28 protein-coding genes, 1 tRNA gene and 1 pseudogene are annotated in these 23613 nt (G+C 63.6%); 12 read left to right on the forward strand and 18 right to left on the reverse strand.

The window, feature by feature from the left end; translation table 11 throughout:
* Nucleotides 1-376: 376 nt before the first annotated feature.
* A complete protein-coding gene (locus tag LHA26_RS09520; RefSeq protein WP_252165391.1) occupies nucleotides 377-1117 on the reverse strand; it encodes an SDR family oxidoreductase in 741 nt (246 codons plus the stop codon).
* A gap of 104 nt (nucleotides 1118-1221) precedes the next feature.
* On the opposite strand from LHA26_RS09520, the gene LHA26_RS09525 reads away from it, so the two are divergent.
* Nucleotides 1222-2172: a LysR family transcriptional regulator gene (locus LHA26_RS09525; RefSeq protein ID WP_252165392.1), complete on the forward strand. Its 951-nt coding sequence runs from the start codon at nucleotides 1222-1224 to the stop codon at nucleotides 2170-2172.
* A gap of 411 nt (nucleotides 2173-2583) precedes the next feature.
* Here the strand turns inward: LHA26_RS09525 and LHA26_RS09530 are convergent, their stop codons facing one another.
* The gene (locus LHA26_RS09530) at nucleotides 2584-3267 is read right to left on the reverse strand and encodes an alpha/beta fold hydrolase (protein ID WP_252165393.1); all 684 of its coding nucleotides are present in this window, start codon (nucleotides 3265-3267) and stop codon (nucleotides 2584-2586) included.
* A gap of 291 nt (nucleotides 3268-3558) precedes the next feature.
* Here LHA26_RS09530 and LHA26_RS09535 point away from each other — a divergent pair.
* A pseudogene (locus LHA26_RS09535) lies at nucleotides 3559-4095 on the forward strand (IS630 family transposase); the annotation flags it as partial.
* Nucleotides 4096-4410: 315 nt separating this feature from the next.
* On the opposite strand, the gene maiA reads toward LHA26_RS09535, so the two are convergent.
* From maiA to LHA26_RS09550, 3 genes are all read right to left on the reverse strand, one after another.
* Nucleotides 4411-5064 carry a maleylacetoacetate isomerase gene (gene maiA, locus LHA26_RS09540; RefSeq protein ID WP_252165394.1) on the reverse strand — a complete coding sequence of 218 codons (654 nt, stop codon included), beginning with the start codon at nucleotides 5062-5064 and terminating at the stop codon, nucleotides 4411-4413.
* A gap of 116 nt (nucleotides 5065-5180) precedes the next feature.
* Nucleotides 5181-5669, reverse strand: a complete 489-nt coding sequence (locus LHA26_RS09545; RefSeq protein WP_252165395.1) for an NUDIX hydrolase — start codon at nucleotides 5667-5669, stop codon at nucleotides 5181-5183.
* 34 nt (nucleotides 5670-5703) lie between these two features.
* A complete protein-coding gene (locus tag LHA26_RS09550; protein ID WP_252165396.1) occupies nucleotides 5704-6666 on the reverse strand; it encodes an alpha/beta hydrolase family protein in 963 nt (320 codons plus the stop codon).
* A gap of 39 nt (nucleotides 6667-6705) precedes the next feature.
* Between LHA26_RS09550 and LHA26_RS09555 the strand changes: the two genes are divergently transcribed.
* Together LHA26_RS09555 and pdxR are read left to right on the forward strand one after the other, a co-directional pair.
* On the forward strand, nucleotides 6706-7314 hold the full coding sequence (locus LHA26_RS09555; protein ID WP_302897964.1) for a TetR/AcrR family transcriptional regulator: 609 nt from the start codon (nucleotides 6706-6708) through the stop codon (nucleotides 7312-7314).
* 62 nt (nucleotides 7315-7376) lie between these two features.
* Nucleotides 7377-8750 carry a MocR-like pyridoxine biosynthesis transcription factor PdxR gene (pdxR, locus tag LHA26_RS09560; protein ID WP_252165398.1) on the forward strand — a complete coding sequence of 458 codons (1374 nt, stop codon included), beginning with the start codon at nucleotides 7377-7379 and terminating at the stop codon, nucleotides 8748-8750.
* Nucleotides 8751-8962: 212 nt separating this feature from the next.
* On the opposite strand, the gene LHA26_RS09565 is transcribed toward pdxR, so the two are convergent.
* Together LHA26_RS09565 and LHA26_RS09570 are read right to left on the reverse strand one after the other, a co-directional pair.
* Complete coding sequence (locus LHA26_RS09565) at nucleotides 8963-9565, reverse strand: FMN-dependent NADH-azoreductase (RefSeq protein WP_252165399.1); 603 nt, start codon at nucleotides 9563-9565, stop codon at nucleotides 8963-8965.
* A complete protein-coding gene (locus tag LHA26_RS09570; RefSeq protein WP_252165400.1) occupies nucleotides 9562-10002 on the reverse strand; it encodes a GNAT family N-acetyltransferase in 441 nt (146 codons plus the stop codon). Before LHA26_RS09570 ends, LHA26_RS09565 begins: the two co-directional genes overlap by 4 nt.
* 223 nt (nucleotides 10003-10225) lie before the next feature.
* Here LHA26_RS09570 and LHA26_RS09575 point away from each other — a divergent pair, with 223 nt between their 5' ends.
* Both LHA26_RS09575 and LHA26_RS09580 read left to right on the forward strand, forming a co-directional pair.
* Nucleotides 10226-10978: an NAD-dependent epimerase/dehydratase family protein gene (locus tag LHA26_RS09575; protein WP_252165401.1), complete on the forward strand. Its 753-nt coding sequence runs from the start codon at nucleotides 10226-10228 to the stop codon at nucleotides 10976-10978.
* A 33-nt stretch (nucleotides 10979-11011) separates the two neighbouring features.
* Entirely contained in the window at nucleotides 11012-11485 is a 474-nt protein-coding gene (locus tag LHA26_RS09580) for a GNAT family N-acetyltransferase (protein WP_252165402.1), read from the forward strand.
* A gap of 96 nt (nucleotides 11486-11581) precedes the next feature.
* Here the strand turns inward: LHA26_RS09580 and LHA26_RS09585 are convergent, their stop codons facing one another.
* Complete coding sequence (locus LHA26_RS09585; RefSeq protein WP_252165403.1) at nucleotides 11582-12556, reverse strand: SDR family NAD(P)-dependent oxidoreductase; 975 nt, start codon at nucleotides 12554-12556, stop codon at nucleotides 11582-11584.
* Between the two features lie 132 nt (nucleotides 12557-12688).
* Between LHA26_RS09585 and LHA26_RS09590 the strand changes: the two genes are divergently transcribed.
* Entirely contained in the window at nucleotides 12689-13591 is a 903-nt protein-coding gene (locus LHA26_RS09590; protein WP_252165404.1) for an AraC family transcriptional regulator, read from the forward strand.
* 25 nt (nucleotides 13592-13616) lie between these two features.
* Here LHA26_RS09590 and LHA26_RS09595 read toward each other — a convergent pair.
* Nucleotides 13617-13693, reverse strand: a tRNA-Arg gene (locus LHA26_RS09595).
* A 550-nt stretch (nucleotides 13694-14243) separates the two neighbouring features.
* Between LHA26_RS09595 and LHA26_RS09600 the strand changes: the two genes are divergently transcribed.
* The 4 genes from LHA26_RS09600 to LHA26_RS09615 all read left to right on the forward strand — a co-directional run bounded on the left by LHA26_RS09600 (nucleotide 14244) and on the right by LHA26_RS09615 (nucleotide 15851).
* Nucleotides 14244-14477: a hypothetical protein gene (locus LHA26_RS09600; RefSeq protein WP_252165405.1), complete on the forward strand. Its 234-nt coding sequence runs from the start codon at nucleotides 14244-14246 to the stop codon at nucleotides 14475-14477.
* Nucleotides 14478-14517: 40 nt separating this feature from the next.
* Nucleotides 14518-15195 (forward strand): hypothetical protein, encoded by a 678-nt coding sequence (locus LHA26_RS09605; RefSeq protein WP_252165406.1) that lies wholly within the window; start codon nucleotides 14518-14520, stop codon nucleotides 15193-15195.
* Nucleotides 15196-15443: 248 nt separating this feature from the next.
* Entirely contained in the window at nucleotides 15444-15659 is a 216-nt protein-coding gene (locus tag LHA26_RS09610; protein WP_252165407.1) for a hypothetical protein, read from the forward strand.
* A gap of 21 nt (nucleotides 15660-15680) precedes the next feature.
* Entirely contained in the window at nucleotides 15681-15851 is a 171-nt protein-coding gene (locus LHA26_RS09615; protein ID WP_252165408.1) for an SOS response-associated peptidase family protein, read from the forward strand.
* A 255-nt stretch (nucleotides 15852-16106) separates the two neighbouring features.
* Here LHA26_RS09615 and LHA26_RS09620 read toward each other — a convergent pair whose 3' ends face one another.
* From LHA26_RS09620 to LHA26_RS09660, 9 genes are all read right to left on the reverse strand, one after another.
* On the reverse strand, nucleotides 16107-17069 hold the full coding sequence (locus LHA26_RS09620; protein ID WP_252165409.1) for a Csu type fimbrial protein: 963 nt from the start codon (nucleotides 17067-17069) through the stop codon (nucleotides 16107-16109).
* On the reverse strand, nucleotides 17060-19348 hold the full coding sequence (locus LHA26_RS09625) for a fimbria/pilus outer membrane usher protein (RefSeq protein WP_252165410.1): 2289 nt from the start codon (nucleotides 19346-19348) through the stop codon (nucleotides 17060-17062). The genes LHA26_RS09620 and LHA26_RS09625 overlap by 10 nt, the downstream gene beginning before the upstream one ends.
* A gap of 8 nt (nucleotides 19349-19356) precedes the next feature.
* On the reverse strand, nucleotides 19357-20067 hold the full coding sequence (locus LHA26_RS09630) for a fimbrial biogenesis chaperone (protein ID WP_252165411.1): 711 nt from the start codon (nucleotides 20065-20067) through the stop codon (nucleotides 19357-19359).
* 35 nt (nucleotides 20068-20102) lie between these two features.
* The gene (locus tag LHA26_RS09635) at nucleotides 20103-20627 is read right to left on the reverse strand and encodes a Csu type fimbrial protein (RefSeq protein WP_252165412.1); all 525 of its coding nucleotides are present in this window, start codon (nucleotides 20625-20627) and stop codon (nucleotides 20103-20105) included.
* 26 nt (nucleotides 20628-20653) lie between these two features.
* On the reverse strand, nucleotides 20654-21181 hold the full coding sequence (locus tag LHA26_RS09640; protein WP_252165413.1) for a Csu type fimbrial protein: 528 nt from the start codon (nucleotides 21179-21181) through the stop codon (nucleotides 20654-20656).
* A gap of 298 nt (nucleotides 21182-21479) precedes the next feature.
* On the reverse strand, nucleotides 21480-21647 hold the full coding sequence (locus LHA26_RS09645) for a hypothetical protein (RefSeq protein WP_252165414.1): 168 nt from the start codon (nucleotides 21645-21647) through the stop codon (nucleotides 21480-21482).
* 40 nt (nucleotides 21648-21687) lie between these two features.
* Nucleotides 21688-22155, reverse strand: a complete 468-nt coding sequence (locus LHA26_RS09650) for a hypothetical protein (protein ID WP_252165415.1) — start codon at nucleotides 22153-22155, stop codon at nucleotides 21688-21690.
* The gene (locus tag LHA26_RS09655) at nucleotides 22152-22421 is read right to left on the reverse strand and encodes a hypothetical protein (protein ID WP_252165416.1); all 270 of its coding nucleotides are present in this window, start codon (nucleotides 22419-22421) and stop codon (nucleotides 22152-22154) included. The genes LHA26_RS09650 and LHA26_RS09655 overlap by 4 nt, the downstream gene beginning before the upstream one ends.
* 215 nt (nucleotides 22422-22636) lie before the next feature.
* On the reverse strand, nucleotides 22637-23203 hold the full coding sequence (locus tag LHA26_RS09660) for a lysozyme (RefSeq protein ID WP_252165417.1): 567 nt from the start codon (nucleotides 23201-23203) through the stop codon (nucleotides 22637-22639).
* Nucleotides 23204-23358: 155 nt separating this feature from the next.
* Between LHA26_RS09660 and LHA26_RS09665 the strand changes: the two genes are divergently transcribed.
* Nucleotides 23359-23613, forward strand: a complete 255-nt coding sequence (locus tag LHA26_RS09665; protein WP_252165418.1) for a DUF6894 family protein — start codon at nucleotides 23359-23361, stop codon at nucleotides 23611-23613.

Consider the following 23613-nt stretch of genomic DNA (forward strand, 5'->3'; position numbering starts at 1 on the left):
CGGCCGCGCTACGATCGAACAGCCACGACCATCTCCAGCTCGATGGGCGCGCCGCGCGGCAGTTCGGTGACGCCCACTGAGGTGCGGGCATGCCGCCCGTGCGCTCCCAACCGCCCGACGAGCCGGTCAGACGCGCCATTCATGACGTGGGATTGCTGAGTCCATCTGGGTGCAGTTGCGACGTAGCCGACGCTCGACATCAGCGTGTCTCCGGAAGCGCCGGCGCGTCTCGCTGAGGCGCTCGATCTCACGCTCGCCAAACAGTCTTATCTGTTCGACCCGAGCGGGCGGCGCGATCCCTCAGCTCCCAGAATGGTCGCGACGGCTCCCGCACCAGAATTTGCTGCGCTGATCCCACGCTTGAATTGCCATAGGCTCAGCCCAGGTGCCAACCGCCATCCACATCGATCACGGAGCCGGTCACATAGCTGTTGGCGATCACGAAGGCGATCGCCTCCGCGCTCTCGTCCGGCTGCCCGACGCGGCGCAGCGGAAGTCTTTCAGCGAATGAGGCGAAGTGTTCCGCCTTTTTGTCTTCGGGCATGCTGTTCCAGAATTCCGTGCTGGTCATGCCGGGGGACACGAGATTGACCCTGCGCGGTGCCAGTTCGCGGGCAAGGCTGCGGGTGGCGCCTTCCAGCCCGGCATTGACCGCCGCAATCCCCACCGAGCCCGACAGAGCGGCGCGGGCAGCGGTGCCGCCGATAAAGGTGATCGAACCCGAAGCGGTGAGATGGGGCAGCACGCCTTGCACCGCATTGAGATAGCCGACCAGCTTCATGCTCAGCGCGTTCTCAAGCATCTTTGCCGTCAGCGTCGCGAAAGGTCCCCAGGCCGCGTCCGAGCTGCCGCAAAGGACCAGATGATCGACCGGTCCGGCGTGACCAAGGGTTTCGCGCGTCGCATCATGGTCTTTCAGATCAAGGATGAAGCCATCGAAGTCGGTGCCGGGATTGCTCGTATGCAGACGAGATAGAGCCTCATCGACGCTGGCCCGGCTACGGCCGGTGATAGTGATACGGTTGTTTCCCGTGCCAAGCCGCCGCGCCAGGGCGAAGCCGATACCCTTGGTCGCGCCGAGCAGCAGGATGCGTTGCAGTTGTAGGGGCGATGACATGTGAGGTCCTTTCCTGTGTGCTGGCCCTACAGTGACGAACCTGGAATGCGATGATAATGTTTTTAATCGTTGCTGCACTCACAACCTGACGTATGTAGCTCCTCATGGATTCCACCCAACGCGTGCGCGCCATGCTGTCCTTCGTTCAGGCGGCGGATCGCGGCTCTTTCGCTGCGGCGGCGCGGCATCTTGGCGTTTCTCCTGCTGCTGTGGGTAAGAACATCGCCGGTCTGGAAGCTGCACTGGGGGTTCGGCTGGTCAACCGAACCACCCGTTCCCTGCAATTGACCGAGGAAGGACAGCTTTTCCTTCTCAGGGCCCGTGAGGCGATCGATGCGCTCGATGCCGCCGTGGATGTGGTGACCCTCCAGCGCACCCAACCGGTCGGAAAGGTCAGAATCTCAACCAGTAATGGCTTTGGCCGCCATTTTCTGTTGCCGCAGCTGCCTAGATTGATCGCGCGTTATCCCGGCATTACCCCAGAGATCGATTTCGACGATCATCAAGTTGACCTCGTCAGAGGCGGATTTGATCTGGCCTTGCGGGGCGGGATGATCGAGGATTCCGCCCTGGTCGCACGGAAGATCCACACGATGCAGATGGTTCTGGTCGCTTCCTCGACCTATCTGGCGACGCATGGCGTACCCGGACAGGTGGCGGATCTGGCGGATCATCGCCTGATCGCGGTGCGTTTTCTGGGAGGCCGTATGTCCAGTTGGGACATCGGCGATGGCGAGACCGAGGCGTTTGTGCCTCGTCCTGCGGCTATGACGTTTTCCGATCCCGAGGCGGCAATGATCGCCGCCGCCGACGGTCTGGGGATTGCGCAGGTCGGCCTGCATTATGCCTGGCCACTCATCCGCGAGGGACGGTTGCGGATCCTGCTAGCGGACCGGCTACGCTCCGCCCCAAGAGAAATGGTGCTGCTTTATCCGCACCGCGCGCTGATTGCGCCCCGCGTGCGCGCCACCATCGACTTTCTCATCCAGGAATTCAGCAAGATTGAATCTCTGCATGTCAGGACTGCGGATCTGGCCGCTTATCACTATGGATAAATGCCCTTTCAGCGACCGCCTGGGCGAAGGCGGCGACGTCGAGTAGCTCGCCACCGGAGAGAACGGAGCCTTCGACGTCGTGTATGACGGTCAGCGCGGTCCCTTGCCGGCCCACGCGTCAGATCGATTGGCGCTCCGCACGAGGAGAATTGACGCATCCTTGATCACGGCGGCAATCGTCATGACGACGGGATGTCGAATACCGGGAACGCTCCGATTTGCGAGACGCATGAGAAACTGAGTACTGCGCGCGTCGGATAGCATCACGCTTCCCGCGCCGATCGACATTCCAAACTTGGTCGAATATCGGATATGCGATGCAGGTGCCGCAGGTGCCACAGATTGTAAATAGCTCTGAATCCGAAAAGATTTCAGTGGCTTGCCTTGAATATCCACCGAAGCAAGTATTGGTTATTTTGTGAGCCAAGGGACGATGATCGCCGCCAACTCGGCAGGTCTCTCTAACGGGATCATGTGACCTGAGCTTACGACGATCTGCAGGGTCGCCCCTATGATCCCCTGCTGCAACTCACGGCTCTCTTCTAGACTGCGGATCGCATCACTGTCGGCGGCGACGATCAGAGTTGGGCAACGAATGGCAGCGAGGCGATCTCGGTCGCCGGACCGCATCTGCGACACCTGACGCGCGAAGGCTTCCGGTCCCACCCGCCGGCTCATTTCCCGAATGCGGCCGATAAGCAACACGTCATCGCAACGATCGGGGTGGACCGAACGACGGATCGCACTTTGGCTAAGGCCGTGGAATCGTTGAGGATCGATGCCTCTCACCGCAGCGGCCTTGCGCTGCGCTTGCTGCGCAGTGTCGGCACGGGCGGAGGTCGCGATCAGGACCAAAGCCCGCACGCGCTCCGGTGCGGTCCGCGCGACGGCTCGCGCAACATAGCCGCCCATGGAAAAGCCAATCAGTACAGCGCCATCCGGCATGACGGACGAAACGCGATCCGCCATCTCCCGAATTGTCGAAGTGCCGCTCAAATCGACATGCGTGACGGAACCAAGCCGTCGCAGATAAGGAACGATATCGTCCCACAAGGCCGCGTCCGTCATGAAGCCGGGGATGAGCACAATCTGCATGTCACATCGGCCCTGGCCCATTGGTCCCTGCTCCGGTCAGAAGCCAAGCGAAGCATGGCACCGTCGCCACGCTCACCACCGTCGATAAGGCGATGACAGCGGACACGCGGTCGGCCGCGGCTGCATATTGCTGCGCGAGTATGAAGTTGCTGCTGGCGGAGGGCAACACGGCGAGCAGAACGCCCGACCGAACCCAGAACGGATCGAGCTACCATAGACCAGCCAAGATGGCCCACACTACGGCGGGATAGGCGATCAGCTTGGCTGCAGTGACTGATATCAGGGCGAGATCGAAGGTGCGCACCCGACCCCGCTCGGCTGGTGTTCATCGACGAGACCTGGACGGCGACCAACATGACCCGCAGCCACGGTCGCTGCCCACGGGGCGAACGGCTGCGGATGGGCTACCCGCACGGCCACCGCAAGACGACCACGCTGGTCGCTGGCCTGCGCATGACCGGCATGGTCGCGCCGATGGTGCTCGATGGCCCGATCAACGGCGACTGGTTCGAGGCCTATGTCGGCCAAGTGCTCGTGCCCGACCTCAGGCGCGGCGACATTGTCATCATGGACAACCTGTCCAGCCACAAGCGCGCCAGCATCCGCGACCTGATCGAGGCGACCGGCGCCCGCCTCATGTTCCTCCGGCCCTACAGCCCCGACTTCAACCCGATCGAGAAGGCGTTCGCCCGCCTCAAGGCCATGCTCCGCAAAGCCGGTGAGCGGACCGTCTCCGGCCTGTGGTCTCTCATCGGCAGGTTGGTCGACCTATTCCAGCCGCAGGAATGCGCCAACTACTTCAGCTCCTGCGGCTATGACCCAGACTGAACGGAAACCGCTCTAAGCGGCCAGCCGCCTGATACGTCTCAGCGAAGGCGTGAGCGGCGCGCGATCATCTCACATCACGCCGACGCCCGCGCAGCCTGTCCGTTCCGGCCCTGTGTGACCCGCCGTTGCATGATCTCATGCCCACCGCAGCCGGCCTCGACCCTCATCTTCGATGCATTCACGATCCTCCCGGTGTGCACATCGACTGACCCCAACCCGAACAGTCGGACTGAGCGCTGCGCTAAGGATCTGGTCATCAGGTGGCGAAGCATCAACGAGACCCGACCCCGGGACAGGCGACGTCGCGTCGAGCAGTCACGTCGATACCGCATGATAGCCTGGCTGTGCAAAGGGATGGGCCGTCGCAAAGGCGGGCAATGAAAAACAGTGTTTCGCAAGATTCGCGACATTGGGGAAATCGTCTACGTCCATATGGTAGACATCAGCTAGGGCAACCTGACCGGCGACGCCGATATCGGCGATCGACACCTCCGCGCCGAGCGCGAACGGTGTACCAGGCCGCCTCGCCAGCAATCGCTCATAGGTGGCAAGGCCTTCGCTGATCCAATGTTGGCACCAGCGCTCGATCGCTGCGGGATCGGCGCCGAATACCCCGGCGATATGTTTGCGAACCCGCGGTACAGTCAACGGGTGGGTATCGGCTGCCGAAACCGCGGCGAGCGAACGTGCATAAGCTCGGTCTCTGAGGTCGATCGGCAATAGTCGAGGCTCGGCGTGTAGCTCGTCAAGATATTCGATGATCGCCATCGACTGGGAAAGATGATGCCCATCATGGACAAGCGTCGGGACGGCGCGTTCGGGATTGACAGCCGCATAGCCTGAGCCGAATTGATCGCCCGACAGGATGTCGACTTCGATCTCGTCATAGTCGAGCCCTTTAAGTGCCAACGCCACCCTCACCCGGAAGGCCGCATTGGAGCGCCAGAACCCGTAAAGTCGAAGTGTCATGAACGTTCTGACCTCGCAAGATCATATGAGAAGCGTCCGAAGAACGATGAACCTTGCGCCACCGTGCCAGACTGGCGCTATCTGCGCGACCTTCGCACCTTCGGCATCATGGTGACCTACAGGTGGTCATCGTCGAAGGCGGCCAAAGCGGCGGCTTGGCGAGCTACCTCCGCCACGCCAAAGCTCATCGCAAGCCCGGCATCTTCCAAGCCGTCAAGGTCATGCCACGCGGCTTCGAGCGCGTCGTCACCGGCCTCAGGTTCGCCGGAAAGCCAGCGGCATAGTACGGCGATCAGCACGTAATGGGCGTGCGCTTTTGCTCCTGGCTCACCATCGAGAGCGTCAACGGCGGTAAACACGGGTCCCGCCTCCGCGACGATCCCCGTTTCCTCGAACAGCTCGCGAATAGCTGCTGCTCCGATCATTTCGCCGAACTCGATCTTGCCGCCGGGGAAACCCCATCGACCTGCGTCAGGCGGATTGGCTCGCCGCACCAAGAGGACCGATTCACCTTTGATGAAGGCAGCGATAGTCGCAGCAATGGGGCGGCGAATGCTACCTGCGCTTTCACTCTGGATGTGAACGGATGCCATCGTGATTTTCATCTACATCAAATTAAGACTGAAGGGACGACCAAATTCATCGGAGTGACTGCTCAGCCGTCGTCACCGTGGAACGCAAGGCCGCCCATGGATTGTCTCCCGCTTGCAACCACCGCAGCGTATCCGGCCAGAACCGATCGACGTGACTGTCATGAAACAGTGAAAAATGCCCGATCGTCTTTCGGTTGAGATCGGCCGGATGCAGCACTACTGCCATGCGATCGGCCGCGTGATAGTAATTGAGCGTGCGACGGATGGCGGCAGGACTGCCGATATCATCGTCGGAAACGGTCACCGCCAGGATTGGGGCCGTCACCGACTCCATGCGCTTGAGGAGCAGCAGGCGCTCCCGAGCCGGGTAGCTGCGCTCGAAGCGCGAGCGACGAAAGCTCCATTCGAGCGCGACCCCAGCCGGGAGGTCCTCCAGCCAGCCCAGTCTTCTCCCCGGGAAATATCCAAACACCGCCGTGAGAACCGGCATGGTGACGTGCCATTTCAGAAACAGCCGAGCGCGAGCGTCGCGGCGGTAATCGCCCCACCAGGCATATTGCGCACCCACCGTCAGCATCCTCGCGATGCGTCCCGCACTGGGGGCCAAGCCTGGCAGGAACCCGCCGATGCTATGGCCGACAACCATCACAGGCGTATCCGAGCGCCGCGTCAGCATAGTCTGCAGCGCGGCCTCAACATCCTGTTCGCCCCAGTCCCGCCAGCGATAGCCGCATCCGCGCAAGCGCGGCGGGCGCGAGGCGCCGATTCCGCGATAATCATAGGTGAGCACATCGAAGCCATGCGCCGAGAGGAATCGCGCGTAGCGGTGATAGTAGCGTGCCCGAACGCCCGTCGCCCCATTGATGATCACCGCCGCAGCCGCGGCGCTCCGCGCGGTCCAGAGGTGCCCCTCAAGCAGCACGCCATCCGCGCAACACAGGGTAATCGGCTGCCCGTCGGCTAAAGGGCTTTCGTCGGTTTGGCACATGGCCGAGGAAAATACGGGCAAGCCGGCTTCCCGTATATTCACTGGTCGGTATACTTCCTCATGCCCCGACCCTCACTGCCCACACGCGACCGGATCCTCAAAGCAGCGTCTGTGCTGTTTCAAGGGATGGGAATCCGGGCCGTCAGTCTGGATGCGATCGCGGAAAAGGCGGGGCTGACGAAGCGCAGCCTCTACTATCATTTCCGAAGCAAGGACGATCTGATCGCCGCCTATCTCGAGGCCCGGGACGAGCCGAACTTGATACTTTTCAAGCGCTGGTTCGAGGAGGCCGAGGGCAATCTCAGCGACCGCATCGCGCGCATCTTCCACCATCTCGCCGCGGCGGCACGGCACCCCAAATGGAAGGGCTGCGGCTTCCTGCGGACCTCGGTCGAACTCGTCGATCGGCCCGGACATCCTGCGGTGGTGGTCGGTCGAGGCCATAAGAAGCGCGTTGAGGACTGGCTCTGCACACTTCTTGCCCCCGATCAGGGCGAAGAGGACGCCAGGCGTCTTGCCCGTCAGATCATGCTCCTGCTCGACGGCGCATTTGCCGTCGTCCTCTTGCACCGTGATCCAAGCTATATGGAAGCTGCCGGCGACGCAGTCGCCCGCCTGATCAGGGCGGCTACGTCTGCCGAGACATTGCCGTCGAAAGACCTCGGATGAGCGCGAAGGCGACGGACGCTCGTCGGCTACCCGTGACTCTTGACCGGTCGATGGGGGTCCCATTGACGGACCAGATTCGGACTTCCATCCGCGACGCCATCATGGGCGGCACGCTCGCGCCCGGCGCCCGGCTCCCGTCCTGGCAGGATCTTTCGATCCAGCTGGGCGTGTCGCGCGGCACAGTCCGCGCGGCCTATGAGGGGCTGATCGACGAGCAATTGCTAGTGTCGGCGGGGGCCGCTGGAACGCATGTTGCCCCAACGACCGTATTGCCGCGGCATATCACGCCGGATCACACCTCGCCGGATCCCTATGCCGACCTCCAGCCATCGCCGGGCTTCTTCGCGGACGGGCGGACGGGCCTCTTTCAACTCGGGCTGCCAGCCGTGGACGCGTTCCCGGCGAAACTATGGGCACGGATCCACCGCCGCGCAGCGGATGCGGGGGCGACTCATATTCACCATCAGGATCCGCGGGGGCACGACGACCTTCGCAGGGAGATCGCTGCCCATCTCGCCGTCGCACGCGGGCTGCAGTGCGCGTCCGGGCAGATTTTTGTCACCACGAGCTTCCGGGGCGCGATGGGCCTGATCATGCGCGCTGTTGGTGGAACTGGCCAACGCGCCTGGGTGGAAGAGCCAGGCTTTCCGGTCACACGCTACGCCCTTCAACTCGCGGGCATCGCGCCAATTGGGATCCCCGTCGATGCCGAGGGCATCGATGTCGCGGCCGGTGTAGCGACCGCCGGGGATGCCGCGCTCGCGGTCGTCACGCCAGGGCAGCAGGCCCCGCTCGGATACACGCTGTCCCCCCACCGCCGGCAGGCCTTGCTCGACTGGGCGGAAGCGGCAAAGGCATGGATCGTCGAGGACGATTACCTCGGCGAGTTGCAATTGGAGACGCACGCCGCTCCAGCGCTCGCGGGCCAGGACAGGTCAGCCCACGTGATCTACGTCGGCTCCTTCAGCAAGACCGTAAGTCCCTCGGTCGGAATCGGTTTCATCGTGGCACCCGAACGGCTCGTGATACCGCTGATGAACGTGGCGGCCTATCTCGCCCCACCGCCCGGCTATGCTGCGCAAAGCGCGCTCGCAGCCTTCCTGCGAGACGGACATTACCTGCGTCATCTTCGCAAAATGAAGCGCCTCTACAAAACGCGTCGCGACGCCATGATCGTGGCTCTCGCGGGCTACAATGGCCTCGTACGGCCGGCCGGCCTTGCAATCCATTTGTCGTTGCCCGAGAGGCTCGACGACGTTCAACTGCTCCGTCGACTCCGTTCCGACGGTTTTTCGCCATCTGCGCTATCGCAATGGTATGCGAGCAGAACGAAACGCCGCGGCCTCATGCTCGGCGTGACAAACGCGATGCCGGAGCGACTCGAGAGCGAGGTCGACCGCTTGATGAGAACGATATCACTTCTCAGCAAGACTTGAAGCAACCGATCGCCTTTACCATCATGTCGGGGGCGGAGCGAGTGTTAACCCGTCGCAATTTTCTCCTCAGATATAGCGTTCGGCATCCTCGATACTGCGCTTCACAATCGCTTATTTCTCCTGTCAGTGTTGTCATTAGAGTATGCTTGATGGCCGGCCACGCGCCGTGGCTATCGCCCGAAGTAAACCATATCCGAATGCGAGGCTCGCGATCAGACAGAAACTTTGCCCATCATGTCCTGTATGGCGCAACTAAGGGCGTCGGTCGAGCGACGGGCGGTGCCTTGCAAGAGTAGGAAACGCAGGTCATGGAGGCCTATGCAGCCCAGTGCCGCCGTCAGGTAGGGTGTGAGGAAATCCGGCTGGTTCGCCCCCGCACCTGCGAAGGTTCCGCCCGAGGCCACTGCGACGAACACGGGGCGGTCGATCAGCAGGCCGGCCTTGCCGTCCGGCCCTGGTGTGAAGGTGTGGAAGGCCCGCACCACGAGGTCGATCCACAGCTTCAGGGCTGCAGGAATTGTGAAGTTGTGCATGGGCGTGCCGATCACGACGACTTCAGCCGCCTGCAGCTCGGCAATGCAAGCGGCCGATCCATCGAGGGCCCCGGATCGCCGACCGTTCGGCGGCGACCGCGACACCACGTCGTCGGCAAAGGCCGCATCCAGCGGGGCGAGCGGCGCAGCATGAAGGTCGCGCCGGTTCAAGGTCGCGTTCAGATGGGCCGCCCCCAGCCGTTCGGTGATCGCGGTGCTCAGCGCAGTGCTGTACGAACCGCTCCCGCGAGGACTGCAGGTGACGTGGAGGATGTGGGTCACGCGGCACGTTCGATCGGCTTCACGAAACCGGCAATCACTTCCTGCAATCCTTCGCGCCGGTAGAAGCGTCGAGCATCGAGGTTCGCCATGGCTGTGTCGAGCACCAGCCGATCGCATTCCGACGTGACGGCAATCGTGGCCAGGGCATCGAGAAGTTTGCTGCCCCACCCTTGGCCGCGATGTCCGTCCGCGGTCACGAGGTCGTTGACGAAGAGGAAGCGACCATGGACGAGATTGAATTGCAGCCGGTAGCCTGCCAGCGCGATGATCTCATCCCCGCCGCGGCAGGCGAGCACGCGGTAGCCATCCGGTCGCATGGCTGCCGCGCGGGCGCACCACTCGGCTTCGGTACGAAGTTGCGGGCGCAACTGCTGGATGATGGGGAAGCATACGCTTAGTGCTGCGTCAGTATCGGCATGTTCGAACGTCGGTGTCATGGCCAGACTCCGTTTTGGAATATGCGGAAGGCCAGGCAGAGATCGGGCATGTCCGCGCTTGCGGGAAGGCGCAAGAATCGACGATCCGGCTGCACCATCCCCGCCTCGCGGCAAAGCGGCCGATGCAGTGGATGGGGCACGGTACAGTCCGAAGGTCCGATCTTGGTCCTTTTCCTTCGTCTTGTCAGTCGCCAGATCTTCCAGGTCTCGATCGGAGGATGCGATGAGCCAAAAGATCTTTCTCGCCGGAGCGGCAGGCGCCATCGGCCGGCGTCTCGTTCCTCTGCTGGTCCGCGACGGACACAGGGTGTTCGGCACGACGCGTTCAACGGCACGGGTCGCCGACATCGAGGCGCTCGGAGCCACGCCCCTGATCGTCGACGTATTCGACGCCGATGCGCTGGTCCGCGCGGTTCGTGAGGCCGAACCCGATATCGTCATCCATCAATTGACCGATCTGTCGTCCGGACTCGAGCAGGATCCGGAGGCGGCGCGGCGCGCCAATGCCCGATTACGTCGCGAAGGCACGGCGAATCTGGTCGGGGCAGCGATCGCCGCGGGAGCTGGACGGTTCGTCGCGCAGAGCATCGCCTGGGCCTATGCACCAGGTCCGACGCCGTACACCGAGGATGCGCCGCTCGACGTGGGCGCCGAAGGCGCACGCCACACCACCATCGTCGAGGGTGTCGTGCCCCTCGAACGGGCGGTTCTCGACGCGTCCGGGCTGGACGGTATCGTGTTGCGCTACGGTCAGCTCTACGGCCCAGGAACCTGGACGCAGACGCCGGACGGCGCCTCTCCGCTCCACGTCGACGCCGCCGCGTCAGCCGCCGCGCTGGCCATCGATCATGGCGCGCCGGGCGTTTACAACATCGCGGACGAGGGAGGCGTGGTGAGCGTCGGCAAGGCAATGACGGAACTCGGCTGGTCGCCGGCCTTCCGCTTGGATCGGTCCGACTCGGCGATTACGGTCTGATCATCGGCCCGCAAGCGTTCCCGGAAGCCTACGATGTTTGACATACGCGAAGACGATCTGAGCGGCGAGGACACACGACAGTTGCTTGCGTTACATTTGGCCGGAATGCACGCGGTCTCTCCGCCGGGGAGCGTTTTCGCGCTAAACCTTTCAGGCCTGCAGGTGCCCGAGGTCACGGTGTGGACGGCACGCCGCGACGGGCGGGTGGCCAGCGTCGGCGCGCTCAAGATGCTGCCTGACGCTGGCGCCGAGGTGAAGTCGATGCGCACCCACCCGGACTTCCTACGCCAGGGCGCGGCCGCATGCCTGCTGGACGCGATCATCGCCGAAGCGACCCGCCGCGGCGTCGCGCGGCTTAGCTTGGAGACAGGAAGTGGTCCGGCCTTCGAGCCAGCTTTGACGCTTTACCGGCGACGAGGCTTCCGCAACGGCCCGCCCTTCTCAACTTATGAGCAAACAGCATTCAACCAATTCCTCCACCTCGCGATCTTGGGTCCGGTCGCATAACGAATAGCGCCCAGGCGGAGCGTTGCCTGCGGCGCATTCATCGGTCGCCTTTGATCGCCCAGCCTTGGCAAGTCGTCCTTTTGACTTGGCCTTAGTTCATCGTCCATCGCGCCTATCTGCTGGCCGTACCGCGTCGAGCCCGGCCAGTTCGCATGACAGCGCCCACAATCGCTCGGCCTCGTCAGGATCGACGGCATAGGGTCTGACGCCGACGAAGGTAGCGTCGTGCGCGACCGGCGCGACGTCGCAATCCTCGCAGTAGAGGCCGCCGACTCCGTCCAACCAGGGCGAGGTTGCCGCCCAGACCGTCGTCGCCGCGCCCTGTGCCGGCGACTTGAAGGTTAGATCGGCGGGGGCACCGCTCGCGTCGAGCCAGCCGGCCGCGACCATCTCCTGTTGCGCCAGATGGCGCTGGAGCGGCGTGAAGATCTTGCCGGGATGGAGCGAGAAGGCCCGTATGCCCTCGTCGCGTCCGATGCGATCGACGTGGAGCGCGTACAGCGCGTTGGCAGTCTTCGACTGCCCGTAGGCCAGCCATTTGTCGTAGCCTTGCTCGAACTGCACGTCGTCCCAGCGCATCGGCGAGGCGTGATGGCCGGCTGAGGACACGCAGATCACGCGCGAGCCACCGCGCAGCAGCGGCCAGAGCCAGCGCGTCAAGGCGAAGTGCCCGAGATGGTTGGTCGCGAACTGCGCCTCCCAGCCCGGGCCGACGCGCGTCTCCGGGCAGGCCATGATGCCGGCATTGGCGATCAGTAGATCGATGTGCCGTCCGTCCGCCAGCATCCGCTCGGCGAAGGCGCTGACGCTCGAGAGATCGGAAAGGTCGAGTGGTGCGACCGTGACGGCGCGCAGAGCGTGTAATGCCGACTTCGCTCGCTCGGCATCGCGCGCGGCGACGATCACCTCCGCTTCGACTGCCGCGAGCGCCTTCGTCGTTTCCAGCCCGAGCCCCGAATGACCACCGGTGACGATCGCCCGCTTGCCGGTGAGATCGATGCCGTCGAGGACATCGGCGGCAGTCGTCTGGGCCCCGAAGCCAGTGCCGAGCGGATGCTGTTGGTCGATCATGATAGTCTGTCTCCACGTCAAGCAGGCGCCACCTGCCGAATTTGGAAGACCATCGGGGCTGGAGATCGAACGATCCATGCGGTATAGTTCGCATCTCTTTCGCCATCGTCCGGAGTTGCTGCGCTGGACCCGTTGTCCGACGTCCTTTCGCTGCTGCGGCCGAGAAGCGCGGTCAGCGCCGGGCTCGACGCGGGCGGCGAGTGGGCGATCCGCTTTCCGCCGCACGAGGGCATCAAGTTCAACGCCGTCATGCGCGGCGCCTGCTGGGTGCAGGTGGACGGGGAAACGGAGCCGCGTCGGATCGAAGCCGGCGACTGCTTTCTTCTGACGCGCGGCCGACCCTTCCTGTTCGCGACCGAACTCGCGCTGCCGCCGATCGACTCGCCCGCGATCTACGACCGGGCCGTGGACGGCATCGCGACCTGCAACGGCGGTGGCGACTTCTTCCTGATTGGAGGGCGTTTCGCCTTCGAGGGCGACTATGCGGGCCTGCTGTTCGGCGCGCTGCCGGCCATCGTCCACCTCCGCAATGCGTCGAGCCACGCCGCCGTGCTGCGCTGGGCGCTCGACCAGCTCGCGGTGGAGATCAGGGACTGCGCGCCCGGTCAGGCGCTGATGGCCGATCACCTCGCCCAGATCATGCTGTTGCAGGTGCTGCGCCTGTGGCTGGCGAGCGCGCCGGGCAAGTCGTCCGGCTGGCTCGGCGCGCTGTCCGATCCGCGGCTCGCGCGGGCGATTGGCGTCATGCACGCCGAGCCGGGCCGCCGCTGGACGCTCGCCGCGCTCGCGGATCATGCGGGCATGTCGCGCACGACCTTCGCCGAGCGCTTCCGCGATGCCGTCGGCCGACCGCCGCTGGATTATCTGACGGACTGGCGCATGCGCCTCGCCGCAGACCGTCTGCGGCGGACCGATGACGGCGTTGCCAGCATCGCCTTCTCGGTCGGCTACCAGTCCGAGGCGGCGTTCAGCACCGCATTCCGCCGCGTGACGGGCTCGGCTCCAAGCCAGCATCGCCAGCAAACACCTGGATAGGCCGACGATATCGAGTGGTGAGCAGTGGCGCACCCATCAGGATTCGAACCTGAGACCTCACCCTTCGGAGGGGTGCGCTCTATCCAGCTGAGCTATGGGTGCTTCCTGCTTACGCAGTGCTTACGCGAAATTTCCGAACCTGTGAAGCAGCGAACGAAAGTTCGGTATATCGTTGAGATTAAGCGCTTTTCTTCGTCACTTTCTTCCGCCGTCACCCTTGACATCAGCCTTCGGAGGGAAGGGGATACTAGGTCTTTCGGGGCTTTGCAGCCTTTCGAGTTCAGCTGAAAGCCGCAACAGAAGGTGAACAGCTGGTTCGGATTAGCCCGCGTCACCGGACTTGCACCGGACCGTTTGCCGTCCGATAAAGGTGCGGGCGCCGTATCGAAGCCCGCGCCGGTGGCGGCGGCGCTGGATCGTGGCTGCGCCGCATCGATGTCTCGGCTGCGGCAGGTGGTGCGCAACCTTGAAACGGCCCCGGCAGTGACCATCTTGGTGTTGCGAAATGGTCACTTGCGCTTAGTCGCGCAAACGTGCGATTTCGCGCACAGCGTCGGGTTCGGGTAGGGGTTCCTTAATCAGGAACGCGTTACCTTCCCTGCGCGTTAAGAATTGCCGACGGAGTGTCGGCGCCATAGCTGAGGGAACCGAGATGTCGATCGAGCGTGAAACGTTGGCGAAGAATTTCGCCGATGCCGGCGCGCGTGGTCTGCTCGACATTAAGTTCTTCGTCATTCCCGACGAGGAAACCACCGTCGACAGCCTGCGAGCGGCCGTCAACAGATCGGAGGATGCGATCCGGCATGGACGCTTCACCGGTTTTATGGTGGACGACGAGGGGCTTATCTCCACGTCGGTTGATGACCTTCTTTACATGGCCGCTTGATGTTGTAATGCGATCGGTCTGTTGACCGGTCAGGTGGCAAATGACGTCTCCTTTTCAAGCGGCGGTCACTAAGGCCGCCGCTATTCTTTTGTCCTATCGCGATAGTTATGGCGATGCAGCGTTTCCGACGCTCAAGGACAAGCTTTGGCCCGTAATCAAGCACCAAGCATCACTGAATGGCGTTGATGCTGTTATGGTTGAGCGCTTCAACGAACCGATGCGTCCTCTTGTTGGCCAAGTGAGGCGGGTGACTGAACAGCCCGGTGCGTATAGAGATGTTCGAGTGCTGGGTAAAATATTCCTTTGCCCGACCTTGACTCTCGATTGGCAGAGGTGGGTGCAGGTCAAGGAGGCCTGTCATCTTATGCTTGATACCGAAGCTGATTTCATGACCGAGATTGACGATATTGATAATGTGCTACTCTGCTTTGCTCAGTTTGATCCTGATGCATGGACGGAACAGTTTATCTCTGAGTTGCGGGCGTCGATCTGCGCCAATGAAATACTCTTTCCTTTTGCTACGCGCGTTGCTTTGAAGGCCAAGTACGATCAGGGTGCTATTTCGCCGAGCATCATCGCAGCGCGAGCGGGAATACCCGTGTCGATAGTGCGAAATGTAATGAGTAATAAATACTGGCTCGCAGCAGAGGCCGCCAACAAAAAGCTAATGCGGGACAGCCTATCTGGTAAAATCAAAACTGCGTCTTTCCCAATCTAAGGCAAAGAAGTTTCTAGTAATTTTGACGGGAAGAAAAGCCTGTGAAATCAGGCTGAAACATACTCAGGCCCGTTTGGCTGTTCATGCACAGAAAGCTTGTGCTGCCGGAGTAAGGTGGCCCGGCTTGGGCGATTGACAGCGCAGCACTACTTTTAGGCCGTTGCACAATCGCTACTGTATGAGCGCCGAGAACGCTTGGCGACTCGCGCGCTATGGCATAGCCAGGCCGTACCCCGCCGACGAAAGCTATGCCCGATCGCCTCGGGCAAGCTGATCGAGAAGTCCATAACCAACGATCGCGGCTGTACCTTGCCCTTGTTGCGTTCTGCACTGCAGAACTCGAGGCGGGGCTGCCTCGTGCCCTTCACCAGCTTCAGCGGATATGGCTTCGGCTGGTTGGCGAGCGGCTGCTCCACTATTTCAACGTGCTGTCGCGGCCGATCGTCAGCTTTGCGGGCGTGTAGCGTCCGGCGGAGGGCGGCGCCGTGTTCTTCATCCTGACCACCGGGCCCAACAGATTGGTCGCGCCGATCCACCACAAGGCGATGCCAGTGCGGCTCCACGACCAAGATGAGACGCGCTGGCTCAGCGCGCCGCTCGAGGAGGCGCTTACGCTCGCCGCACCGTTCCCGGCGCAGCTGGTGGCAGTAGCCTAAAAAAGCTCGGCCGGAGGACGAGCTTTCCATGTAGGATTTCGTGCTCTCTATGTTCCGGCACCCGGCGCAAGCTGGGTGCGGGGCGTAAGCGGCCGGCCGGCCGCACGCGACGGGGGAGCGCCCGTCGGTTGCCGCGATGGCGCGCGGCACCCCCGCCGGCCCAGGCCGGCGAAGAAGGGTTCAGCAGAATGATCGCTCTATCTCAATTTCCCGGCTACGCCGTTCTCAGCTCCGAAGGAGAGCAAGCGGCTCTCCTTAGAAGGAGATGATGACGTTGACGGTGTCGGTGTAGGTGCCCGCCGGTGGAGTGCTCTGGGCGGAGTTCACCTTGGCGACATAGGACTGCATCTGGTTCGGGGTGGTCGAACCCGATCCAACGCCGTTGTTGGCGCTACTCGGCAGTGGATTGCTTTCATCCCAGATGGTCGCGCCGTCGGTCCGGTAGATATTGTATTGCAGCACATGGCCCGCGCCGTCGGTCATCGTGCGCCAGGGACGGGCGGACCCGTTGCTCCCGCTCGAGAAGCTGACCTTGTAGCTGCTGCCGGTAGAACAATCGACCAGCACGGCCTGCGCGACCGGCTGGAATTGGCTGGCAAGCGGGGCGGTGCCGAAGCTCACACTAGGCGCGTTGATCCGGCAGTCAGCGCTCAACACCAGCACCACCTGGATCGTCGTGGTTCCGGTGCCCGTTTCGTAGGCGACGCATACCACGCCCGACACATCGACGCCGTTGCAGACCTTCCAGCTCCATTGGATGGTCAGCGTATCGGTATAGGTTCCCGCCGGAATGTTCGGCGCCCCGGTGATCCGCGCCGACAGCGGCGGCACAAAACTGTTGGGGTTCACTATGTTGAGCACCGACAGCAGCGTAGAATTATAATAATCGATCGTGCCACCCTGGGTGAAGGGGTAGGAGAAATTTTGATCGGCAGCAACTTGGAAGGGGATGCTGCCGCCCGATGCGCTCTTCAGCGCGAAGCCATTGAGACTGGTCATGGTGGCGCGCGCATAACTCGTGCCCAGCACGTTGAGCACCGAGCCGGTGCAGGCGAGCCCCGCCTTGCCCGAGATATTCGCGACGGCACTCGCCTTCACATCATAAGTGGATCCTGCCGCGAAGGCGAGCGATGGCGAGGAAACGAGACAGGTCGCGTCCGCAACGCCGGCGGTGCCGAGCGCGAGCAGGAGGGCGCATAGCAGGCGGATCATAGGCATGGAACAGGTCCGATCTGGGCGAGCGCCGAGGCCTTGGCGGGCAGGGTGACATGCGCGTGGCAACGGCCATCCCGGGTGATGACGGCGAGGTCGGTCTCGGCGCCGATATCTTCGAGGAAGACGATCCCGTCCCAGCCGATCTCCGCATCGGCGGCGTCCGCCCGCGTCACGCGGCCGCCAGCGGCGAGCGGTCTGCCGTTGCGTCCGACGAGCGAAACGGTGGCGCTGCGAACCCGCCTGACCGTCATCCTGACGACCCCGCCGGTGCCTTGGCGGAACGACAGCCGGCGCTCGACCGTCGCGGCCATCTGATCGGCGGAGAGGTTCAACGTGTCTATCGCGAAGCGGCCAACATGATAGGCGGTGACCTGCGGCACGAACAGGCGACCATGACTGTCGGTCCGGCCGATCGGCTGATTTTCGTAGGAGACGGGAAGGTTCGCGACACCACCGGTGGAAACCACCGCGAAGGCGTCCGTCACCTGATTGGCGGCAAAAACGCTCCTGTCCATCACCACGAGCGAACCGGTCGCGCCGGCCCAGGCCGAGCGACTGTCCGGCGTGAACGAACCGCCGGCCTGCACTTGAACTGCGGAGCCGCGCCACGTCGCGGTACCCTGGCCATACATCCGGCCGTCCGCGTTGCCGGCGAGCGTCGCGTTGAGCCCGATGCCGCCCTGCGAAGGCACCGATCGCGCATAATCGACCTGGGCCAGCGTGCCGCGGCCACGATCGTGCGTGATGCCGGCCGAGATGCTGTTGCGGCCGAAGGGCACGATCAGCCGCAGCTGCGCGCTGGTGCTGTGCTGGGCGAAGTCATGGTCGCAGCTGATGAACAGGCTCGCGAAGCGGCCTATCGGGCGCGAATAGGACAAGGTAGCAATGCGCGTGTGAGCATGGGCTAGCGTCATGCCGTCGATGAAGGCAGCACCGATGCTGCCTTGGCGTGGAATATTCACGGTGGCGATTACGCGATCGGCACGGCGTGTGCCCTCGAAATGGGCAAGATTGAAGGTGCTGAGATTGCTGTAGCCGTTGCTACGTTGGTCATGCTCCGCCGAAATTGAGAAGCGGCGCGCGGTGTAGCTGTAGCCCACGGTCCACTGCGTGCCGGCACGCGCGCCGCCGCGACTCGTCGCGGTGGAGAGGTTGATCGTGCCGAACCGGCCCGGCGCGAAGACGATGCCTAGGCCGCCCAGCGCGAAGCGTTTCGTCGCTTCGCCATGCGCCTCGACCGTGAGCTGCGGCGTCAGGCCCCGGCGGATCGTGCCGCTCGCGGCGGCCTCGCCATAGTCGAAACCTTTGAGGCCATAGGCACGCCGCAGAAAGCCGATCTCGCCCGAGACGTCCAGGAGGCCAGGCTTCAGCAGCGTCGAGGAGACATAGAAGGGGATCGTGGTGGCAATCTGGCGGCCGACCGCATCGGTGGTGACGATCGTCGCCTGCCCCGCACCGTTCACCACGGGCATGTTGTCGAGGACGAAGCGGCCAGGCTGCACCTGCGCGCTTTGCTGGCGATAGCCGTCCACGAATAGATCCACCGCAGACGGAACGGCGGCACTGCCCGCAAAGCTCGGGAGCGGAGCCGTTATGAGATCCGGGCGCACCTGATAGTCGCGCGCGATCTGCAAGCCGCCCATCCGCACCGAGGTCGTCCATGGCAGCGACTGCGTGATGAGGTCTCCTGCGGTGAAGGTCAGCGCATGGGCTTCGTCCACATAATGGTAGCGCGTGTCGTACCGCAGATAGCCTGTCCGGACGCCGGTGCCGGTGCGCAGCGTGCCGTTGTTGGAAATGGTACCGTAGGGGCCGAAGAGTCGCTCCTCGCTCCACAGCGATGCCGTGGTGGCGCCGTCGGCGGTCTGCACGTAGGCGTCGTAGTTCAGCATCGCGCCCAGATCGGCGACGGTCTGCGCGCGGTCGCGAGCGGTGGGCGAGATGTGGTTGGTGGGCAGCATCTCAGGCGACACGTCGAGCCGCAGCGTCTGTCCGGCGGCGTCGTAGGTCGATTGAACGCCGCGGATGCGGCTCACATCCACCGGCCCCTCGCCCGCGACCGACAGGCCCGCCTTCCGCAGCAACGCGGCATCGACCAGTGCACCCCCGCCCGACAGCCGCAACGGCACGATGTCGCCACCCGCCTGCCCGTTGAGTACGAGTTCGACGAACAGCGGCTGTTCAGCCGGCGCGGCCTCGAAGGCAGGCAGAGCGGTGGCACGTGCGGCCTGCGCTCCTACCAGTCCGAGAGCCAGCAGAAGGGAGAGGAGGCAACGGCGCATGAACCGTGTCAGGCGATCGGGGCCAGCGAGGTATCGGCACCGTTGACATTGACGAGGATAGTGCCGTTGGGCATGCCCTCCGGCAGCAACCAGCGCATTGTGGAGCCCACCAGCACGTAGCCGATCAGACCGGAGTTGACCGTGAACTCCTTCGCGGGGGTTTGGATACGCAGGTTGACGAGACGGGCGTGGCGCTGGCCAACGTTGCGAAATTCCGCGTATCGTTGACCATCGATGATCACAGTGCGCGCGGTCAGCGCCGGCCTCGCGGCGACGTCTCCGTCATAGGTGAAAAGCGGGATCGAGTAGCGCATCTGCACGGAGAGCTGCGCGCTGGCCGCGTTGGGCTTCGCGGGATCGATCGGCGGCGGTAGCTCGTCGATGAGCAGACGGTAGCTATGTTCGGCGGCAGCGGTGCCAATCTCGCGACGCAGGATCCGGATCAATTGCCGCTGGCCTGGCGCGACGCTGGCGATGGGGGGCGAAGTGACCACCTCGTCCTGCCGATCATAGCTGTCCTTAGCGTCCGCCTGGATCCAGCCGAGCGCGCGGACCTGAAGGGTGACGGGCTGCGGGCCGCGATTTTCCACCCACAGGGCGGTCGCGGTCTGGCCCGCCGCGATCGTCGGATCGACTGGCCACAGGACGATGGCGGCGGCCCGGCCCTGTGCGCTCGCTGCGGCGGCGAGAAGAGCGATGGACATGAATCTGCGAAGCATCGAGGGCTACTCCGGTGAGGAAGGCGGGCGGCGCGCTACCAGCTGAGCGTGATGCGCACCGTGTCGGCATAGGCGCCTGCGGGGGTGGCCCCGGTGAGCGTGGCCTTGGCGATCACGGGCATGGAAATGTGCGACGAGCCGACTGGAAAGGAGAGCGCGATCGCATTTGTAGTCCACGGCACGTTGGAGCCGTTCGCGTAGAGCGTATAGGGTACCCGGCCGGCGCCGCTGGCAAGCTGACGAATGCTGGCGCTGGTGGGTGAGAGTCCAGCGTCTGCGGTGATGCTGGCGGTCATGCCGGGGGTGCAGTCGAATTGGAGGCCTGCTTGTCCCGCCTGCAGGAGGCTCGCCTGCACTGTCGCGGTGGAGACGCCGGAAACCGTGCCAAGATCGATGCTGCCCCAGCTCCCGCCCCCGGATGTGGTGACGGAGCAGCCGTTGGCGACGATGGCCGAAACCTGGAAGCTCTTCGCAGTCTCGGCCGTCGCCGGGAATGAAACGAGTCCCAAGGAAAACCCGCTCGCCAGCATGACTGCGGCCATACGATAACGAACAGGCATCGATGGTGTCTCGCGAAGTGCTTTGTTTACCAGGCGATCGTCACCTGCACTGTGTCGGTATAGGTTCCAGCGGCCAGCACTGCGCCGTTGCTGCTGACACGGCCGAAGATTGGGACGTTGAACGCAGTCGATGTGGCGGTGCCGAGGCTGATCGACTGACCGATCGCGATTTCGTTCGTCCGCCCGCTGTCGCTGTAAAGATGGTAGGCGACCTTGTTGGTACCCGAAGCCATGTAGTGCAGGCCTCCCGCATCATTGGCGCCCGAGCCGACGGTGAGGGTCGGGGTAGAGCCCGGCGAGCACAGCACAGACAGGCCGGTGCCGCCTCCGGTGGCAATCATTGAGGCATCAGTGTTGCCGAAAAGGCCCGGCTGATCGGCGAAAGCGATCGAGCCGATTTGGCCGAGATTGGCGCCAATAGAGGTCGCGCCATTCACCGCACAGGCGGCGGTGACATTGAGCGACACGCCGACTGTGCCGGTGGAAGACCCAGCCGCTTCGGCCGGCGCGGAGCAGACCGTCGCTGCGGCGACGGCAGCGATCAGAGTGGCCACAGTACGGAGAGAGTTGCTTGCGTTTAACATGAAGGCGGTCCTGTTGAAGCGCGATACAGGCTCAAAGAACACCGCCGAACTTAAGAGAATCTTCCCGCCATGGCATGCGGCTGGCAGCTTAGACCAGAGTATAAGGTGCCACCGGAGTTCTTACGGGTCTTGTTTCAGACAAATGGAAAGTGTTTCTCGACTGAAACAGCCAAATTGGAGTGAATGACGAGCGCATGCGCTGAAGAGCGTGGTTGAGAAGAATGGGCGTCACGAGGCCAATGATGGGTCTGACGGCGCTTGCGGTGCGCTAGTTGTTCGAGCATCCCGAGGCGCTCTTGCCGGACGAGAGCGCCGTGGCCGTGCACGAATATGCGCGCGCGATCGCGAGCACGTGGCCGTTGAGCCGCTCGATAGCGCCGGCGGCTTCCGCGAGGCGATCGGTGATCTCTGCCAGCACCGCGCGATCGATAGTCACCAGCTGCCCGCTCGGCTTCGCGGTGAGCGGCGCCAGCTGCTCAGTCTGCGTGGTTCCCGTCGGCAGCGGCGGCAGAATCGGCCGCTCGGCTCGCGCGATCGATGGCGGCGTTAAGGCGGGCGCGCAGCTCATCAATAGGAGCGGCAGGAAGGCTGCCGGCAGCAGCCGGCGGGGCAGCGTCGAACGCATGGTGCATATCCTCGATGGTGGTGCGGGTGGCGGCGGCCGTGACGGCGTCACGCTGGACGATCTCGGCGCCGATCCGGTTGGTGGCGGCCTGGGCCATTTGCTCATCATGGCGAGCATCGGCGACGGCAGCGGTGTGCTGGTCGGCCATGCGGGTCTCGACCTTGGCAGCGCCCGCCTTCTCTCCCCCGACGCGGATCAGTGCGTAGGCGCTGCCGAGCAGCGCGGCGACAATGATCAGGATGAGCGCCGCCACCGCGAGCTTGGCAACCCAGCCGGGCAGGCCCTTCTGAATCAGCCAGGCGACAAGAGCCGAAATCACTTCGCGTCGCTTGTCAGCTTGCGCCAGGCATTGGCGAAGCGCGTGTGCGTGATCCGGGCCCGGGCGATCGACCAGGCGCCCGAGGCCAGGATGAGGCCGGCGCCAACCAGATAGTCGGCGATCGGGCCGGTCGCGGCATCAACCGTGCCCTGGTCGACCAGGCCGTGGGAGATGAGCGCCGTGCCGGCGATCGTGATCGCCTTGCGAGCAAGCGCCCCCAAAATGGCACGGCTTGCGGTCGCAGCGGGTGCGGTAAGCTCGGGCATGTAATATCCTTTCTTCAGAACAGACGAGGGGGCGATGAAATGAAGGGGAGCATCGACCAGGAAGCGCGTGCCATGGCGGCTACACTCCGAGGTGCGCCGTCAGCGGTTTCGCAGGCGATCACGATGGCCGTGGCCGGGCGGAAGGCTGCCCGCGGCGATCTATGGCAGGCGGGCGTGCTGGCCGCCGTCCTCCTCTGCGGAAGATCCTTTGAGACCTAAGCTGGCGGCAGTTCCTTCAGGCAAAGAGCGCGTTCGGCGCGTCGGCGGTTGAGAAGGCCTTGCACCTGGCGGCCGCCAGCATAGGACCAGGCGGGGAAGCCATCGCAGGCGGCGCGCCACTGGCGCGCTTTGAACAGGCGGGCGATCGTCGATCGGCAGAAGGCGCCGGTCCCGACGTTGTAGGCGAGGCTGATCGCGGCCGAGAGCTGGTACGGGTGGCCGGCGAGCACCGGCGCGCAGGCGAGCACCGGGCCGACGTGGTCGGCGAGGCGCTGGTCGAGCCGCACCGCGCAGCCGGCCGCCGTCTCGGTCATGCCCGGAACCACGTTCTTGGTGTCGCCATCGCAGATCGTCCATACGCCGACCATGTCGCGATAGGCGCGGAGAGGCGGCTTGCCGCCGCTTTCCCAGGTCGAGACGAAGGGCGCGACGATTGCGGCTGTCGCTGCGCCAACGAGCGCGAGCAGCGCTCCGCCTTTCGCCACGCCCGGGGGCACGGCGGCTTTCTGGTCTTGCATGAAGCCTCCAAAGATTTTGTCGGCATGAGGAAAGACGCGCAGCACCTTTGCACTTCCCACGGGTCGCCTTGACAAGCTTCTGCTCCGCCGCGTCTTTCCTCGGCCGCGCGGCAATTGTGTGCTCTGGCTACAGCAATCTAGATCAAGGCGTGGAACGATAAGGTCGGCGAGGCACTCCCCTCGAAAAGGAGATCGGATCCGTGCGCTATTACATCAACGTCAAAACGGCGGCCCAGGTCGAGGACACGATCCAGATCGATGGCGTGGATTCGCAAGCTCTTCGTCGGGAGACGGCATGTTTCGTAGGAGAGCTATTGCGCGACCAACCGATTCAGGTGTGGCTTGACCGGGAATGGCGGATTGAGGTCACGGACGAACGGGGACTGATCTTGTACGTCATGCAAATCAGCGCCGCCGACACTGCTGCAACACGAGATCCGAGAGCTACCCTATAG

This window comes from Sphingomonas morindae (genome assembly GCF_023822065.1).
Lineage (GTDB): Bacteria > Pseudomonadota > Alphaproteobacteria > Sphingomonadales > Sphingomonadaceae > Solisphingomonas > Solisphingomonas morindae.

What these genes read in the sequence shown, in the direction of transcription:
- LHA26_RS09570 (WP_252165400.1), bottom strand. Translation starts at nt 10,002, where the DNA reads ATGACACCGACGTTCGAACATGCCGATACTGACGCAGCACTAAGCGTA.
- LHA26_RS09620 (WP_252165409.1), bottom strand. Translation starts at nt 17,069, where the DNA reads ATGCCTATGATCCGCCTGCTATGCGCCCTCCTGCTCGCGCTCGGCACC.
- LHA26_RS09610 (WP_252165407.1), top strand. Translation starts at nt 15,444, where the DNA reads ATGCCCGATCGCCTCGGGCAAGCTGATCGAGAAGTCCATAACCAACGA.
- LHA26_RS09520 (WP_252165391.1), bottom strand. Translation starts at nt 1,117, where the DNA reads ATGTCATCGCCCCTACAACTGCAACGCATCCTGCTGCTCGGCGCGACC.
- LHA26_RS09585 (WP_252165403.1), bottom strand. Translation starts at nt 12,556, where the DNA reads ATGATCGACCAACAGCATCCGCTCGGCACTGGCTTCGGGGCCCAGACG.
- LHA26_RS09600 (WP_252165405.1), top strand. Translation starts at nt 14,244, where the DNA reads ATGTCGATCGAGCGTGAAACGTTGGCGAAGAATTTCGCCGATGCCGGC.
- LHA26_RS09605 (WP_252165406.1), top strand. Translation starts at nt 14,518, where the DNA reads ATGACGTCTCCTTTTCAAGCGGCGGTCACTAAGGCCGCCGCTATTCTT.
- LHA26_RS09525 (WP_252165392.1), top strand. Translation starts at nt 1,222, where the DNA reads ATGGATTCCACCCAACGCGTGCGCGCCATGCTGTCCTTCGTTCAGGCG.
- LHA26_RS09555 (WP_302897964.1), top strand. Translation starts at nt 6,706, where the DNA reads ATGCCCCGACCCTCACTGCCCACACGCGACCGGATCCTCAAAGCAGCG.
- LHA26_RS09655 (WP_252165416.1), bottom strand. Translation starts at nt 22,421, where the DNA reads ATGCCCGAGCTTACCGCACCCGCTGCGACCGCAAGCCGTGCCATTTTG.
- LHA26_RS09635 (WP_252165412.1), bottom strand. Translation starts at nt 20,627, where the DNA reads ATGCCTGTTCGTTATCGTATGGCCGCAGTCATGCTGGCGAGCGGGTTT.
- LHA26_RS09545 (WP_252165395.1), bottom strand. Translation starts at nt 5,669, where the DNA reads ATGAAAATCACGATGGCATCCGTTCACATCCAGAGTGAAAGCGCAGGT.
- LHA26_RS09580 (WP_252165402.1), top strand. Translation starts at nt 11,012, where the DNA reads ATGTTTGACATACGCGAAGACGATCTGAGCGGCGAGGACACACGACAG.
- LHA26_RS09575 (WP_252165401.1), top strand. Translation starts at nt 10,226, where the DNA reads ATGAGCCAAAAGATCTTTCTCGCCGGAGCGGCAGGCGCCATCGGCCGG.
- LHA26_RS09630 (WP_252165411.1), bottom strand. Translation starts at nt 20,067, where the DNA reads ATGCTTCGCAGATTCATGTCCATCGCTCTTCTCGCCGCCGCAGCGAGC.
- maiA (WP_252165394.1), bottom strand. Translation starts at nt 5,064, where the DNA reads ATGACACTTCGACTTTACGGGTTCTGGCGCTCCAATGCGGCCTTCCGG.
- LHA26_RS09530 (WP_252165393.1), bottom strand. Translation starts at nt 3,267, where the DNA reads ATGCAGATTGTGCTCATCCCCGGCTTCATGACGGACGCGGCCTTGTGG.
- LHA26_RS09625 (WP_252165410.1), bottom strand. Translation starts at nt 19,348, where the DNA reads ATGCGCCGTTGCCTCCTCTCCCTTCTGCTGGCTCTCGGACTGGTAGGA.